Here is a 14,862-nt window from a genome sequence, read left to right as displayed (position 1 = left end):
TTGGGGAAGGTGGGTGGCGTGACGCCGGAGCGGCGACGGGGAGAAGCACTGGTCCGCGCCATTCACGAGGCAGTGCTGGCCGAGGTGGCCGACACCGGTCTCGGTGGCCTGAGCATGGAGGGCATCGCGCGCCGCGCGGCAACCGCGAAAACCGTGCTGTACCGGCGCTGGGCAACGCCGTTCGAGCTGTTGATCGATGCCCTGGGTGAGGCGCATCCGGTCGAGGTGCCGACGCCGGCGGCGGACGATCTCCGGGCGGACCTCATCGCGGCACTGACGTTGCTCACGGACTGGATGGCCACTCCGGCGGCCGGTGCGGTGCTGGTGATCACGTCCGAACGCGCGCGCTATCCGGAGTTGGCGGAGGCGTTGTACAGCAAGGTGTTCGACCCCCGCGGTGGCACTTTCACCACCACGGTGCTGCGTCACTACGCAGCCAGTGGCCGAGTCGATCCGCGGCGGCTGACGCCGATCACCACCCAGATCGGCGAAGCGCTCGTCTTCAAGCTGTCCATCGACAACGGCCGCATCCCCGACGTGGACGAGCTCGCCGCGATCGTGGACGAGGCGTTGCTGCCCGCGCTGGGGCTCTAGCTGGTCAGCGGTTGGCCAGGCCGTCCAGGCGAACCGGTGCGGGGTTCGGCGACTTGTCGTACTTGGCCGCGATCTCGGGACCGTTCTTGAAGATCTGGTAGAGCGGCATGCCGTGGCCCCGGCCCAGGTCGTAGTCGTTCTTCAGCCAGTCGAGGAAGTCGTTCGCCTTGGTGGTGACGTCGAAGCCGTGTGCCGTGGCCGCGGCCAGCAGCTCGGCCGGGGTCTTGCCGGTCTTCTTCTCCGCGCCGTCGAGGTAGGCCTGGAAGGACATCGTGGTCTCCGTTCGCTCTGGTTGATCAGAGCCTAGGACAACCATCCCTGTCTTGACAAGAAAATTTGTCGGTGAGGTCTGACGGGGCTCGACGAGGCGTGTTGTCAGCGGCGGCGGGCGCGGGCCAGGGCTCGGGCGCGGATGACCAGGTCGTCGACGAGGTGCTCGTCCACCAGGGGCGGCACGCCGGACTCGTCGGTGCAGCAGCGCGGCTTGGTGCGCTTCTCGGAGAGCTGGGGACGGACGCCGGCCATTTCGTACAGGGCCTCGTAGAGGTCGAGGCCCGGGTCGTCGTCGTGCGGGCCTACGAGGAGCACCCACACGACTTCTGGTGATGGGAAGGCGACCACTACTCGATCGGCGCCTCGGAGGTGTTTCACGCACAGGCGTGGGAGTGGTTCTGGGCCCGTTACGCGGTAGCCCAGGGCTGCGCAGCCTGAGTGGGCCAGTTCGTCGAGGAAGCGTTCGTAGGCCACGCGGGCTCGGCCGCGGAGGCCGTTGGCCTGGGCGTTGGCGGTGTGGGTTTCTACTACCTGGATCAAACTGAGCGGACCACGCGTCCTTTGCCGCTGCGCATCTCGTCGAGGGAGGTTGCGAGGTCGGACCTGTCGAGGAGGGACTGGTCGCTGAGGCGGCGGTGGACTTCGTCGATCAGGCCGCGGGTTTTGCCTGCGCGGCGCAGGTCGGAGACGAGATGCAGGACCTCGTGGAGGCGCACGGTGTCGAGGAGCATGCGCGGTTCTTGGCTGTGGATGGCCAGTACGCCTTCTCGGGCCCAGGCCTTCACTGTTTTCTCGGTGAGGTCGAGGAGTTCGCCTGCTACCACCGGGCGGACCGGTGGGGCTTGGCGGAGGGTGCGGGCTACTACGCCGTCGAGCTTGCGGCGGCGTTCGTCGTCTTCTGACAGGGACGACGCCACGGACTCGATCTCTTCGATCGTTTCGAAGAGGTCCCGGATGTGGGCGGCCTCGGTCGCGACAGACATGGCTACTCCTCCCGTTGACTACCGATTATCACCCTGAAATTCGGTAGTCGTCAACGGCCCCGGAGCAGGGATCCGGGGCCGTGCACGCTCACGAGGAGAAGAAGAGACCTGCCATACCGCGGTGCTTGCGGTGGCCGTAGGCGTGGCCGTAGCCGCCGTGGTGGTGGTGGATCTGCTGCGGCGCGGCACCCCAACCAGGCTGGGCCGGCTGCGGGTAGGCGGCGGGCGGCGGGGCCGGGGCCGCGGGCGGCGGCGTGTGCATCTGGGCCTCGAGGCGGGTGATGGACTCGAGCTCGCCGTAGTCGAGGAAGACGCCGCGGCAGCCGTCGCACTGCTCGATGTGAACGCCCATGCGGTCGAACGTGCGCATGTTCGCATGACACTTGGGACACTGCATCGTGGTGAGCCTCCTGGGTGGGACCGGACAAAAACGATATTAGCCGCGGTCGCCGTTGCCGTGCGTCGCGATGATCCGACGACATGCATCGACCAGCGGTTCCACTGCTTGCAGACCGGTCACTAGTGCCCGCGCTGCCATTTGCACAACGTACGCCTGAGCCGGGATGTTGAGCGCCTCCCATTCCGATGTCGGCAGCGCCACACCTCCCGTTTCACGGTAGGTGTTCAGGAACCTCGCCCAGAGATCGCCGGGAAGGATGCCCGCCGCGAACAACGCCGCAGGTCGGGCCAGGTCCCACACCGGATCGCCGACCCCCAGATCGTCCACGTCGATGAGTCGCCACGCGCCCCGGTGGACCAGCTGACCGAGGTGCCAGTCGCCGTGGATCAGCGCCCGCCCCGGCAAGTCCAGCGGCGGCAGCGTTTGGAAGGCCTCCAAGACGACATCGGCGTACGGCAGATCGGGTGGCAGGGCCTCGATGGCGCGCACGATCCGTTCGGGAGCTCCCGCCACCGGACCTTGCACGGGCAACGCGTGCAGGCGCGCCAGCAGGGCCGCGCTCTCCTCCCACGGTGCCGCGTCGGGATCCGCCTGGCTCACTGGCGTCCCGTACGGCCACACCGTCACCGGCCGGTCGTCCACGAACTGCAGCGGCTTCAGCGGCGGCAGCAACAGCTCCGGATGCGCCGCCGCGATCTCCACCCGCTGCCGCAACGCGGGCACGTCGACGTTCGCCGGGTGCGCCTTGGCCACCACGTCGCCGACGCGCACCACCACGACGTCACCGCGGTCGCCGCCGAGCACCTCGGGGTCGGCGGAGGAGCCGGTCAACGAGGCCATCGCCGCGATCAGGTCGTCCACGCGCACAGTGAATCACTGAGGCGTGGGCGGCTGGCGCAGTGCGTCGGTGTAGCTGTACATGAAGCCGATCAGGTAGGTCGCGGCGTCGCCGGGGGAGTCGAACTCCGCGTAGAACCGCTTTTCGCCGTCGTGCAACCAGAACACGACGTAGCTGTCCTCCGCGCGCACGAGGCACAGGGCGTTCTCGACGGTCGCGCCGACCGAGTAGCTGCGTTGGTCGAGGCCCAGGAACTCGGCGATGCCGTGCACGGCCTGCGCGGCCGTGTCGAACTCGCCGGCGAGAGCGGGTTCGAGCTCCGGCGCGTCCGTCGCGACGGCCAGTGCCCGTGCGCGCACGGGCGAGGACAACCGTTGTGGCAGTTGGTATCCCCGTTCGCGGACGTGCGCGAGGAACGCCTGGTCCGGCGCGATGTCGTACCGCTCGAGGTAGTACGCCACCGAGCTGGCCCAGACCCAACGGCCGTCGGTGTGGTAGGCCATCGGCACTTCCTGCGGACGTTCCGGGTCCAGCCAGTCGCGCACGAGACTGCGCGACGCCAGCACCACCGTGGCGTTGGTCAGGTAGTCCAGCAACGCCTTCTTCTCGCCGGCGATGACAGGTGAGCGGAACAGGACCGGGGTCTCGTTCTCGTCCATGCCGTCGAACATCCGCACGAGGTTGGTTTCGCGGTTGCCCGGTGCGGGCGACTCGGCGAACACCGACTTCGGCGGTCCGGCCAGGCTCAGCGTGCTGAGGGCGGAGGCCATCCAGTCCGGGGTGGTCTGCGGCATGCGCGGGAAGTACAGGAACTCGGTGCGCAGCAACTGGTCCGCGAGGTCCATGGGGCCGCGGTCGTAGTACGCGGCCCAGCGCGGTTCGGCGCGCCGGTCGAACGCCAGCGTCGGCCGCTCGCCCCTGCTGACCTCGTAGCGCGCCGTGGTCCAGGCACCGTGCGGGTAGACGTAGGTGGCCGTGCGCAGGCGGTGGAACCACTGCCCGACCATCAGCGGTGGCAGCCAGTGGCGCTCCTCGCCGTCTGCCGTGCGCAGGAACGTCGTGAGCTCCTGCCACGGACCGAGCGCGTGGCACTCCACGACGATCGTCTGCCAGCCCTCAGGGCAGTGCCGGGTGAGCAGCGCCGTGATCGCGTCCACCAGCGCGTCCGTCTGGGCGGGGGCCTGCTTCGACTCCGGCAGCACCAGGTACGGCGGCGACGTGTCGACCACGTCGAGCGTCGGCAGGTCGTCGTGACGCATCTGCGCGAGCCGTTCGAACTCCGTGCGCGGCCTGGTGACGGCCTCCTTCGGCTTGCCGGTCCGCAGCCGTGCCACCGAGAGCTCGTCGTCACCGACGCCCTGCACCTCGTGCAGTGAACCGTCGGTGCCGTGCGCCACCGCGACGCTCAGGAACGCCGACTCGACCAGGCTCAGCCCCAGTGGTTCCGGGGTGCCGGACCCGTCGTCGAAGAGCACGTGCCGTGCGATCCGGTGGTCGAGCCGCGTGAACGTGCTGGGGAACAGCTTGTTGTTCCACACCAGGAACTGGCGCATGCCGAGCTCGGACTCCGACGTGGGCGCGGGGCCGGGCACCAAGGCGGCGAGGTCGGCTGTCGGCACGGTCACCGAGGCCACGGCCGGAACGCCGGGGTTGAGCCGGAGCAGCACGCCGTCGAGCGCACCGAGGTCCCGGCCGCGCGCCCGTTGCCAGCGCGACCAGTTGCCGGGCAGCCGAGCCTCGGAGGTGAAGACGTGCAGGACCTCGTCGTCGCCTTCCTTCGCGACGGCGAACTGGCCGGGGTGCTCCTCGCGGTCGACGAGGAAGACCTCCGCCTCCAGCAACGCGAGCACCACATCGCCTTCGGGGCCGTACCCGGTGGCGGCCAGTTCGATCGCCTGCTCCAGAGCGTTCTCCGGAGGGGAGAGCTCGAGCGCGCGCGGGCTCGGCCGGTAGTTGGCGTTCGGGCTGAAGTCCCCGATCTCGCCGCGATCGTCGACCGCGAAGGCGCCCCTGATCGCGTACGGGGGCACCACGCCGTCGGGGTCGAGCATCGGGTCGATCGCGTAGAGCCAGCCACCGGCCTGCTGCTTGGCCGCTGCCCGCATCTCGGCGGTGATCTCTGGCTTGCCGGGCTGCGTCATGACGTGGTCCTCAGTGCATCAGTGGTGTGCGGCTCGTAGTGCGGGTTGGTGAAGGCCCGTTTCGTCGGGACCCACTCCGTGCCGTTCCACTTCACCTCGACTGCTTCCTTGATGTAGCGCCGGTCGATGCCGCCGAGGAAGCCGATCTCGGCCTCCTGGTCGACGGACATCAACAGGTCCTTGTGGCCTTCTCGTTCCAGCGTGGCGAGCACGTCGAGTCCACCGGGAGCGTCGATGACGTAGTTGTACGCGACGTCGCCGATCTGGGGCGGCATGTCGCCGCCGAACTGCTTGCTCGTGTACCAGGTCGAGTCGCGGGTCACCGACACCATGCGGCCGGAGTTGGACGTGACCTGCTGGCGCGTCGTGCCGCCCTGCTTGTGCTCGCTGACGTGGAAGCCCTCGCCGAAGACCACGGCGGGGTCCCGGTTGTCGAACCGGTAGAGCTCCTCGTTGCTGATCCGCCAGGCGGCCTCGTCGCTGATGTCCTCGAAGTGCAGGGCGGCGCCTTCCGGTGCGGCCTGCGCTCCGTGGGCGCGTGCCTCGTCGGAGTGCGGGTCGTCGTAGTCGGTGGCGCCCTTGGCGATCGCGTCCTCGCGCAGGTCGTGTGCCTTCTGGGCCCATTCGCGGCGGATGTCGGGCGGCGGTTCGCAGCCTTCGAGGCGCGAGGCGATGCCGTTCCGGTCCTCTTCCGCGGTGTACTTCGACGGGGGGAGTTGGGGTTTGGGTGCGGGGTCGGGGGTGGGTTCTGGGGCGGGGGTTGGCTCTGGGGCGTGGACCGGCTCGGCGTCCTGAGCTGGCTCGGTGTCTCGGACCGGTTCGGTGTCGTGAACCGGCTCCGGGTTGTGGGCTGGCTTCTCCTCGGGAACCCGTGCGGACTCCGGTCGCTGGTCGGGGGCGGGCTGGCGCTCCGGTTCCGGTGCGGGGTGGCGTTCGGGCGCAGGCGCGTGCTGGACGGGCTGAGCCGGCGGCGGCACCACGTCCGGTCGCGTGCTCGGCACGGCCTGACGCTCGTCGCCCGGCCGGTGCCACTGCACCTCGGACGCGTCGAGCGGCTTCACCGGTCGCCAGTCACGCCCCGGTGCGGGCGGCTGCCAGTTCGGCCGCTGCTGTCCGGGGTTCGGCTGTTGTTGGGGCGGCAGCGGAGGACGCTGCTGGTGCGCAGAGGGCTGCGGGAAACGCGGCTGGCCCTGCTGCGGGAAGCGCGGCGGCACGGGACCGCGTGGCGGCCCGACCGGGCGGTGCCCCTGGTTCGGCGGCGGTCCGACCGGGCGGTGGCCCTGGTTCGGCGGTGGTGGCAGCGGTGGCCGCTGGCCGCGGTTCGGCGGCGGACCCCAGTGCTGCGGCGGCGGAGGTGGCGGTGGCTGCCTGACCTGGTGCGGCGGCGCGACGTGGCTCGCGGGCACGAGCATCGCGTTGCCGAACCTGTCGTGAACCCACACCATCGGCTCGCCACGCCGGTGCGCGCGCACGCCCTGCTCCGGGACGTTGTCGCCCCAGGTCGGCGTGGTGCCCGGCGCGGTGGAGCGCTCGTGCTTGGAGTTGGTGCCGTCCGGCTTGAACGTGGCCCAGTCACCGTTGGGCGGCCAGCCGGGCGACTCGCCACCGCGCTTGTGGTCGTAGTGCGTCGAGCTGGCGAACACGTTGCCCATGTCGTCGACCCACGCGTCCTTCGTGGGCGCCACGACCTCGACGCCGAGCTCCTGGCTCAGCTTCGCGGCAAATCCGTCCGCCTTGGTCCCGGTCTGACAGGACAACAGCCGAATCGGCTGCTTGCCGTCCCAGTCGCCGCTGGACCGGATGATGTCGGCGAGGTCCTTGGGCGTGAGCTTGGTGTCGCCCACCCGCACGTTGTCGGCCGACCCGTGCACGTCGACGGTGTAGCGGTGCGGGTCGGGCGCGACGGTGGTCGCGGAGTACACCGCACCGTCCATGCGGTTCCAGCCCGAGCCGGCGCGCTCGTGCAACGACAGCCCGGCCTTGGTGTGCGCCGCGTGGTCCTGCAGGTGCTTGAGGTGGTCCGGCAGGGTGACCGGGGTCTTCTGCCGCGCGAGGTCCTCGGCGTGGCTGCGGGCCTGCCGTTCGTGCGGCTGGGAGGTGTCGACGGGCCGGTGCTGAGGTGTCGGGCCGTGGCTGGGCGGAACCTGCTGCGCCACGGGATGCCGTTGGGGCTGTGGTGCCTGGTGCTGTTGCGGGGCGGGTTGGGGCGCTTGGGTGTGCTGGGGCGTTTGGATTTGCTGGCGGGGTTGCGCGTGTTGCGGCTGCGCGTGTTGCGGAGCTCGGGTGTGCGGCGGCGCGGAGGTGTGCGCTGGCGGTTGGCCGTGCAGGGGCCGCTGCGGGGGAGCGCTGCGCGGGTGTGGTCCGGGCTGTTGAGGGCGCTGGTTGTGTGGGCGCGGCTGCTGCTGCGGCACGCCCTGCGGCGCCGGGCCCTGGCCGAGAGGCGAGGACTGCGACGAGGCAGGGGCCTCGCTGTGGCGGCCGGGCGGCGCGGTGAAGGGCGCGGGAGGAACCGGCGTGGACGTCGCCGCCTGGTGGATGGCGTCGCCCGCAGGAGACCTGTGCTGCTGCGGTCCGGCCGGGCCCAGGCCGGTCGGGGAAGGACCGTGGTTCGTGCCGCCGGGAGGTGTGAAGCCTGCCGGGGCGAGGTTGGCCGGTCCGTTCGGGCTCGGCGCATGACCGCCCGCGGGCGAGATCGGGGAGTGGTTGCCCGCCATGGGTGATGGGCCACCGTGCGGGTGGCTCGCCGAGGCGGGCGGGCCGCTCGGTACGGGACCGCCGCTACCGGACGGGTGGCTTGCGCCGTGCGGGGTCGGGCTGCCCGACGGCGTCGGCCCGTTGGGACCGGACGAGTGGACAGCGGGACCGGGGACGCCGGTGTTCGGCGGGTGCGCGGTGGACGTCGGGGCTGGGCCGCTCGGTGAGGGACCGCCGCTGCTCGGCGAGTGACCGCCGGCCGTCGGGTTGGTTCCTGCCGCTGGTGCGTGACCGCCAGCCGCCGGCGTGGGTCCACCCGCCTGGGAGTGGCTGCCGCTCGTCGGCGCGGAGCCGCCCGCAGGCGAGTGGCCGCCGCCACCCGATGACGGCGCGCTGCTCGACGCATGCCCGCCCCCCATCGGCGAAGCGCCACCGCTGGGGGAGAACCCTCCACCCGACATGCCCGGCGTGGAGCGCGGCGCAGCCGGAGCATTCCCAGCGGCAGGCGCGGCTGGCGCATTCCCCGCCGCAGGAGCGGACTGCTGCGAAGCCTGGAAGCCCTGCGGCTGCTGGGAAGGAGGCGGCGGTGCCGACGCAGCAGGCGTCGTGTCCGTACCGCCGCGGTGCTGCGGCTGCTCCACGGGCGGGGCCGCGTACGACATGTTCGTCGCGTCGGAGGAGCGGCGCGGTGGGGCCTCGGCGTCCGGAGTGGACGTCGACCCAGGCGCATCCGCACGAGGAACGTCCGCACGAGGAACGTCGGCGCGGGGCGCGTCCGCACGCGGTGGAGCGTCGCCTGCCGAGGGCATGTCGCCTGCGGTGGGGACGTCGATGTCCGCGTTCAGGCCCTCGATGCCCGACTTCGCGCCCGAGACGCTGCCGCTGACGGCGCCCGAGGTGGCGCCGAACAGCACGTCGGAGGCCTTGATGCCCTCCTCGCTCAGCGCGCCTTCCGCCAGGGCCGAGCCGGCGCCGGTGATGGCCTCCTCGGCGGCGTTGCGGCCGATGGAGCGGCCGAGTGAGTCGCCCAGGCCGTCGCCGAGCGTCTTGCCCGTGCCGGCGCCCACGCCCGCGCCGACCACGCCGGAGATCAGGCCGGACTTGGCCGCGTCCAGCGTGAGCGAGGTGTCGAGGGTGTCGCGGGTGCCCTTGGCCAGCTGGATGCCCTGGACGGCCAGGTCGGTGGCGACCGAGGTGGCCACCTCGATGCCCACCTGGAGGGCCAGCTTGCCGATGAGGTTGCGGCCCACCTGTTGCATCAGGCGCTGCACGAGCTGGCGGAAGACGATCTGCACGCCGGCTCTGGTCGCCAGCTGGGCCGGCACGATGCCCGCGGTCGAGGCGCCGAACGAGACCACGGCCGAGGCGAGCATCACCGCGATCTGGATGGCCAACAGGACCAGGGCGATGATGATCGAGAGCTTGGCGTACTCGATCTGCATCGCGCAGTTGCGGCAGGCCGTCGCGAGCTTCTCGGAGACGTCCTTCATCTTGGGCAGGGTGGCTTCCTCGCCCTTGACGAACTTCTCCCAGTACTTCTTGAACGCCTCCGCGGCCTCACCGTCCATGTGGGACGTTGCCTGCTTGACGGCGTCCTCCGCCTGGCGCATGGCCTCGTCGACGTCGGTCGCCGCCTGTTTCCAGACGTCGCCGAGTCGCTGCAGCGCCGTTTCGTCGCCTTCCGGCCAGCTGTCACCCACCACGATCGGGATGAGCCAGCGGACCTCGGCGGGCATCTCGATGCCCATGGCGGCAATCCCCCCAGACTGCTAACCGCTGATGCCGCGTGCGTTGAAATTGTCCTGCTGTTCCATCAGGTTCGCGGACTCTTCCAGGTTCTTCCCGATGTCCTGCAAGGTCTTCGCGACCTCGGCCATCACCTTGCGGACGCCGTCGGCCGCGGGGACGTAGTCGGTGGCGAACTTCTGGCCCGCCTCGTCGTTGCCCCAGCACTGGCCTTCGGCGTCGAGGCCGCGGGCGAGCGTGGCCGCGCCGGTCGCCATGTCCTCGCCGGTGCTCACCATCTTGGCCGCCGCCGAGCGCACGCCGGCGGCTTCCATCCAGGTCTGCCCGGTCACCAGCTGTCCCTCCGGCCCATGATCGAGTTGCCGCCGAAGTCGTCGTCGTCCGGCTCGGAGGCCGCACGCTGGACGGGCCGGGCTTCCTTGCGCAGCACGGAGGAGCCGAAGTCCTCATCGGACGGTGGCGCCGGTTCGTCGCGCTGCTCCACCTTGAAGATGTCCTTCAACGACGGTGCTCCCGGCACGATGTCCGGCAGGTCGACCATGCCCTCTTCCGAGGTCAGCGGGGCCATCTGCGCGGTCACCTGCTCGCGCACGTTCGCGGCCGCGCGACGGGTCACCTGGGTGATCGTCTGCGCCAGCTGCTCGGGCGTGACCCGCTCGAACGCGCGCGGGCCGAGCTCCAGCTTGTCCAGCACACCGGTGGAGTCGACGGTCACCACGACGTTGCCGTCGGGTGAGGACGCGACCCCGGACATCGCCGCGATCGCCGCCTGGGCGTCGCGCAGGCCGTCGGTGCGGTCCTTCAGCTCTCGCATCAGGTTGTCGAGGGTGCCGCGCAACTCTGCGTTACGAGCCGCTAGCTGATCGTCGTCGAGCACTGCGGCAACGTACCGAACGCGGGAGCACCCTGTCGGCCGAACGGATCACTTGGTGATGCAGATCGTCTTCATCGGCTGCGAGTAGGTCTTCGAGTCCTCGCCTGCGCACAGCGAGCGGTCGGACTTGCCCTCGACGACCTTCGTGACCTTGCGCGTTCCGGTGCCGCACACCACCCGTTCGAAGTACTGGTTGACCGCCTTGAGGCAGTCGCCCTCGCTCACGTTGAGCACGTAGCAGTAGCGGGTCTTGCCGTTCCGCTTCGACCGCCCGGACGACTCGTCGAGGTAGTCACCGGTCGGGCACATCGTGCGCCGCTCACGGGAAGACACGCGGTACACGGCCTCCTGGGACGAACAGTCCACTTCGGCCATGTTGACGCTCGTGTCGTTGAGGTCGATCTGCTTCGCGCACTCGCCGACGCCCGCCTGCTCGTGCCAGCCGGAACAGCCGGACAGGGTGAGGACGAGCGCGGCGGCCGTGGCAACGGTCTTCACGACTTCTCCAGGCAGATCGTGGTCGCGGGTTCGCTGTACGTGCGGATCTCGTGGTCGCCGCACAACGACCGGTCGACGCCGCCGGTGACCTTGGACACGCGCTGCGACCCGCCAGTGCCGCACGTCACCCGTTCGTGGAACGCGTTGGCGCGCTTGAGGCAGTCGCCTTCCTTGACGTTGAGCACGTAGCAGTGCCGCGTCTTGCCACCGGTCTTGCGGGCGCGCTGGGTCGTCTGGACGAAGTAGTCGCCCTCGGGACACGACGACCGCTTCGTCTCCTCCTTGACGAGCCGGTAGGTCGCCTCCGGGGAGGCGCAGTCGGTCTCGTCCATCTCCAGCTCGCCGGTCGGCCGGGCGCAGTCGCCGACCGAAGGGGTCGAGAGCAGGTCCTTCGCGATGAAGAACCCCGGTACGGCGATGACCACGGCGATGGCGCCATAGACCAGCAGGTTGGCCTTCAAAGTGCGTTCTCCGTCACACGAGTACCGTGGGGTCCGGTCGCCATGTCTACTGCAGGTACGAGCGCGGTACCCCCGTTTTGACCCAGGTAGACGTGGGCGGGTATCTTTGCTACTCGTGCCCGACCCATGTCGGGCCGCTCCGCGTGCCCGTGAGGCAGCGGTGTCCTCCACTCGCAGGGGCAGTTGAGCTGTTGCCTGCGGACCTTGGGAGCGGGCGACACGCCCGACCTCGGGTGCAGAGAGGGATCAAGAAACACGAGGGTGAACCGAGAGGCGAACCCGCAAAAGACGGAAGAAGCAGCCGGCGAATGCCAACGATCCAGCAGCTGGTCCGCAAGGGCCGCCAGGACAAGGTGGCCAAGCAGAAGACGGCGGCCCTCAAGGGCTCGCCGCAGCGGCGCGGTGTGTGCACCCGCGTTTACACCACCACCCCCAAGAAGCCGAACTCCGCACTGCGCAAGGTCGCTCGCGTCAAGCTGACCAGCGGTATCGAGGTCACGGCCTACATCCCCGGTGAGGGCCACAACCTCCAGGAGCACTCGATGGTGCTCGTGCGCGGCGGTCGTGTGAAGGACCTGCCGGGTGTTCGTTACAAGATCATCCGTGGCTCTCTCGACACGCAGGGTGTCAAGAACCGCAAGCAGGCTCGCAGCCGCTACGGCGCGAAGAAGGAGAAGAGCTGATGCCCCGCAAGGGACCGGCCCCCAGGCGGCCGCTGATCTCCGACCCGGTCTACAGCTCGCCGCTCGTGACCCAGCTCATCAACAAGGTGCTGGTCGACGGCAAGCGTTCCGTGGCCGAGAAGATCGTCTACGAAGCGCTCGAAGGTGCTCGCGAGAAGACCGGCACCGACCCGGTCGTCACGCTGAAGCGCGCGCTCGACAACGTGAAGCCGGCTCTCGAGGTCAAGAGCCGCCGCGTCGGTGGCGCGACCTACCAGGTCCCGGTCGAGGTCAAGCCCGGCCGCTCCACCACGCTGGCGCTGCGTTGGCTGATCACCTTCTCGCGGCAGCGCCGTGAGAAGACCATGGTCGAGCGTCTGATGAACGAGCTGCTCGATGCGAGCAACGGTCTCGGTGCGAGCGTCAAGCGCCGTGAGGACACGCACAAGATGGCCGAGTCCAACAAGGCCTTCGCCCACTACCGCTGGTGATGTGACGCCCGGCCTGGACACCAGGCCGGGCTCTCCCGGCCCTAGTGAGCTGACAAGCTCAAGACAGGGGAAAGACCCGTGGCACAGGACGTGCTCACTGATCTTGCCAAGGTCCGCAACATCGGGATCATGGCGCACATCGACGCGGGCAAGACCACGACGACTGAGCGGATCCTCTTCTACACGGGGATCAGCTACAAGATCGGCGAGGTTCACGACGGCGCGGCCGTGATGGACTGGATGGAGCAGGAGCAGGAGCGCGGCATCACGATCACGTCGGCCGCGACGACCTGCTACTGGAAGAACCACCAGATCAACCTGATCGACACGCCCGGCCACGTCGACTTCACCGTCGAGGTCGAGCGCAACCTGCGCGTCCTCGACGGCGCCGTTGCCGTCTTCGACGGCAAGGAGGGTGTCGAGCCGCAGTCCGAGCAGGTCTGGCGGCAGGCCACCAAGTACGACGTCCCGCGCATCTGCTTCGTCAACAAGATGGACAAGCTCGGCGCGGACTTCTACTTCACCATCCGCACCATTCAGGAACGTCTCGGCGCGAAGCCGCTGCCGATCCAGATCCCGATCGGTGCCGAGAGCGACTTCATCGGCGTCGTCGACCTGGTCGAGATGCGTGCTCTCACGTGGCGTGGTGAGGTCCAGAAGGGCGAGGACTACGCGATCGAGGAGATCCCCGCGGATCTCGTCGAGCGTGCGCAGGAGTTCCGCGAGCAGCTTCTCGAGGCCGTCGCCGAGACCGACGACGAGCTGACCGAGAAGTACTTCGAGAACGGTGACCTCTCCGTCGAGGAGATCAAGGCCGGCCTTCGCAAGATCGTCGCCGAGGGCACCGCCTACCCGGTGCTCTGCGGTTCCGCGTTCAAGAACAAGGGCGTTCAGCCCATGCTCGACGCGGTCATCGACTTCCTGCCGTCGCCGCTGGACCTCCCGCCGGTCGAGGGCACGCTGCAGGACGGCGAGACCGTCGTGTCGCGCAAGGCCTCGAGCGACGAGCCGTTCTCGGCTCTGGCGTTCAAGATCGCCGTGCACCCGTTCTTCGGCAAGCTGACCTACATCCGGGTCTACTCGGGCAAGGTCGCCTCCGGCACCCAGGTCGTCAACGCGACCAAGGACCGCAAGGAGCGCATCGGGAAGATCTTCCAGATGCACGCCAACAAGGAGAACCCGGTCACCGAGGCCATCGCGGGCCACATCTACGCCGTGATCGGTCTGAAGGACACCACGACCGGTGAGACCCTGTGCGACCCGGCTCACCCGATCGTCCTCGAGTCGATGACCTTCCCCGAGCCCGTCATCCAGGTGGCCATCGAGCCCAAGACGAAGGCGGACCAGGAGAAGCTCGGCACCGCGATCCAGAAGCTGGCTGAGGAGGACCCGACGTTCCGGGTCAACCTCGACCAGGAGACGGGCCAGACCATCATCGCCGGCATGGGCGAGCTCCACCTGGACATCCTGGTGGACCGCATGCGCCGCGAGTTCAAGGTCGAGGCCAACATCGGCAAGCCTCAGGTGGCGTACCGGGAGACCATCCGCAAGGCGGTGGAGAAGTACTCCTACACCCACAAGAAGCAGACCGGTGGTTCCGGCCAGTTCGCGAAGGTGCTCATCACCGTCGAGCCGCTGGAGAAGAAGGACGACGGCGCGCTCTACGAGTTCGTGAACGCCGTCACCGGTGGTCGCATCCCGCGTGAGTACATCCCGTCGGTCGACGCGGGTGCACAGGACGCGCTGCAGTACGGCGTGCTGGCGGGCTACCCGCTGGTCGGCGTGAAGGTGACTCTGATCGACGGCGCCTACCACGAGGTCGACTCCTCGGAAATGGCGTTCAAGATCGCTGGTTCGATGGCCCTCAAGGAAGCCGCCCGTCAGGCGTCTCCCGCGATCCTCGAGCCTCTGATGGCCGTCGAGGTCACGACGCCCGAGGAGTACATGGGCGACGTGATCGGCGACCTGAACTCCCGCCGCGGCCAGATCCAGGCCATGGAGGAGCGCAGCGGCGTCCGTGTCGTCAAGGCACTGGTTCCGCTGTCGGAAATGTTCGGGTACGTGGGTGACCTGCGGTCCAAGACCCAGGGTCGTGCCAACTACTCGATGGTGTTCGACTCCTACGCAGAGGTTCCCGCGAACGTCTCGAAGGAGATCATCGCGAAGGCGACCGGGGAGTAACTCCCCACCGGAGCACCGCAGTTCGA

Annotated in this window: 15 protein-coding genes; 4 read left to right on the top strand and 11 right to left on the bottom strand. The window is 69.2% G+C overall.

The annotated features are described in order from the left end of the window. Positions 1-18: 18 nt before the first annotated feature. A complete protein-coding gene (locus ACFOWZ_RS11300) occupies positions 19-594 on the top strand; it encodes a TetR/AcrR family transcriptional regulator (protein ID WP_382371765.1) in 576 nt (191 codons plus the stop codon). A gap of 4 nt (positions 595-598) precedes the next feature. On the opposite strand, the gene ACFOWZ_RS11295 is transcribed toward ACFOWZ_RS11300, so the two are convergent. The 11 genes from ACFOWZ_RS11295 to ACFOWZ_RS11245 form a co-directional block, all read right to left on the bottom strand. Further along, positions 599-865, bottom strand: coding sequence for a DUF4287 domain-containing protein (locus ACFOWZ_RS11295; RefSeq protein ID WP_382371763.1), 267 nt, complete (start codon positions 863-865; stop codon positions 599-601). A 104-nt stretch (positions 866-969) separates the two neighbouring features. Next, positions 970-1,182, bottom strand: coding sequence for a hypothetical protein (locus ACFOWZ_RS11290; RefSeq protein WP_382371761.1), 213 nt, complete (start codon positions 1,180-1,182; stop codon positions 970-972). Positions 1,183-1,403: 221 nt separating this feature from the next. Further along, a complete protein-coding gene (locus tag ACFOWZ_RS11285; RefSeq protein ID WP_030473479.1) occupies positions 1,404-1,850 on the bottom strand; it encodes a hypothetical protein in 447 nt (148 codons plus the stop codon). 88 nt (positions 1,851-1,938) lie between these two features. Further along, the gene (locus tag ACFOWZ_RS11280) at positions 1,939-2,247 is read right to left on the bottom strand and encodes a TFIIB-type zinc ribbon-containing protein (RefSeq protein ID WP_382371758.1); all 309 of its coding nucleotides are present in this window, start codon (positions 2,245-2,247) and stop codon (positions 1,939-1,941) included. Positions 2,248-2,286: 39 nt separating this feature from the next. Further along, positions 2,287-3,111, bottom strand: coding sequence for a phosphotransferase family protein (locus tag ACFOWZ_RS11275; RefSeq protein ID WP_382371756.1), 825 nt, complete (start codon positions 3,109-3,111; stop codon positions 2,287-2,289). 12 nt (positions 3,112-3,123) lie between these two features. Further along, on the bottom strand, positions 3,124-5,229 hold the full coding sequence (locus tag ACFOWZ_RS11270) for a type VII secretion system-associated protein (protein ID WP_382371754.1): 2,106 nt from the start codon (positions 5,227-5,229) through the stop codon (positions 3,124-3,126). Continuing rightward, positions 5,226-9,671 carry a WXG100-like domain-containing protein gene (locus ACFOWZ_RS11265; protein ID WP_382371752.1) on the bottom strand — a complete coding sequence of 1,482 codons (4,446 nt, stop codon included), beginning with the start codon at positions 9,669-9,671 and terminating at the stop codon, positions 5,226-5,228. Before ACFOWZ_RS11265 ends, ACFOWZ_RS11270 begins: the two co-directional genes overlap by 4 nt. Positions 9,672-9,692: 21 nt before the next feature. Then, complete coding sequence (locus tag ACFOWZ_RS11260) at positions 9,693-10,001, bottom strand: WXG100 family type VII secretion target (RefSeq protein WP_051784734.1); 309 nt, start codon at positions 9,999-10,001, stop codon at positions 9,693-9,695. Continuing rightward, on the bottom strand, positions 9,998-10,546 hold the full coding sequence (locus ACFOWZ_RS11255; protein ID WP_382371749.1) for a YbaB/EbfC family nucleoid-associated protein: 549 nt from the start codon (positions 10,544-10,546) through the stop codon (positions 9,998-10,000). Before ACFOWZ_RS11255 ends, ACFOWZ_RS11260 begins: the two co-directional genes overlap by 4 nt. A gap of 45 nt (positions 10,547-10,591) precedes the next feature. Further along, entirely contained in the window at positions 10,592-11,041 is a 450-nt protein-coding gene (locus ACFOWZ_RS11250; protein WP_382371747.1) for an LppU/SCO3897 family protein, read from the bottom strand. After that, positions 11,038-11,502 (bottom strand): LppU/SCO3897 family protein, encoded by a 465-nt coding sequence (locus ACFOWZ_RS11245; protein WP_382371745.1) that lies wholly within the window; start codon positions 11,500-11,502, stop codon positions 11,038-11,040. Before ACFOWZ_RS11245 ends, ACFOWZ_RS11250 begins: the two co-directional genes overlap by 4 nt. A 308-nt stretch (positions 11,503-11,810) precedes the next feature. Here ACFOWZ_RS11245 and rpsL point away from each other — a divergent pair, with 308 nt between their 5' ends. The 3 genes from rpsL (at position 11,811) to fusA (ending at position 14,836) form a co-directional block, all read left to right on the top strand. Continuing rightward, the gene (rpsL, locus tag ACFOWZ_RS11240) at positions 11,811-12,185 is read left to right on the top strand and encodes a 30S ribosomal protein S12 (RefSeq protein ID WP_030473471.1); all 375 of its coding nucleotides are present in this window, start codon (positions 11,811-11,813) and stop codon (positions 12,183-12,185) included. Beyond that, on the top strand, positions 12,185-12,655 hold the full coding sequence (gene rpsG, locus ACFOWZ_RS11235; protein ID WP_030473470.1) for a 30S ribosomal protein S7: 471 nt from the start codon (positions 12,185-12,187) through the stop codon (positions 12,653-12,655). The genes rpsL and rpsG overlap by 1 nt, the downstream gene beginning before the upstream one ends. Positions 12,656-12,733: 78 nt before the next feature. Further along, positions 12,734-14,836: an elongation factor G gene (fusA, locus tag ACFOWZ_RS11230; RefSeq protein ID WP_030473469.1), complete on the top strand. Its 2,103-nt coding sequence runs from the start codon at positions 12,734-12,736 to the stop codon at positions 14,834-14,836. The last annotated feature ends 26 nt before the right edge of the window (positions 14,837-14,862 follow it).

Origin of the sequence: Lentzea rhizosphaerae, from assembly GCF_042649515.1 — a bacterium.
GTDB lineage: Bacteria > Actinomycetota > Actinomycetes > Mycobacteriales > Pseudonocardiaceae > Lentzea > Lentzea aerocolonigenes.
Note: the sequence above shows the minus strand (reverse complement) of the source record. Positions and strands in the feature narration are given on the sequence as shown.

Coding starts and splice junctions, on each gene's coding strand:
- ACFOWZ_RS11295 (WP_382371763.1), bottom strand. CDS start 865: ATGTCCTTCCAGGCCTACCTCGACGGCGCGGAGAAGAAGACCGGCAAG.
- ACFOWZ_RS11285 (WP_030473479.1), bottom strand. CDS start 1,850: ATGTCTGTCGCGACCGAGGCCGCCCACATCCGGGACCTCTTCGAAACG.
- ACFOWZ_RS11280 (WP_382371758.1), bottom strand. CDS start 2,247: ATGCAGTGTCCCAAGTGTCATGCGAACATGCGCACGTTCGACCGCATG.
- ACFOWZ_RS11270 (WP_382371754.1), bottom strand. CDS start 5,229: ATGACGCAGCCCGGCAAGCCAGAGATCACCGCCGAGATGCGGGCAGCG.
- ACFOWZ_RS11265 (WP_382371752.1), bottom strand. CDS start 9,671: ATGGGCATCGAGATGCCCGCCGAGGTCCGCTGGCTCATCCCGATCGTG.
- rpsL (WP_030473471.1), top strand. CDS start 11,811: ATGCCAACGATCCAGCAGCTGGTCCGCAAGGGCCGCCAGGACAAGGTG.
- rpsG (WP_030473470.1), top strand. CDS start 12,185: ATGCCCCGCAAGGGACCGGCCCCCAGGCGGCCGCTGATCTCCGACCCG.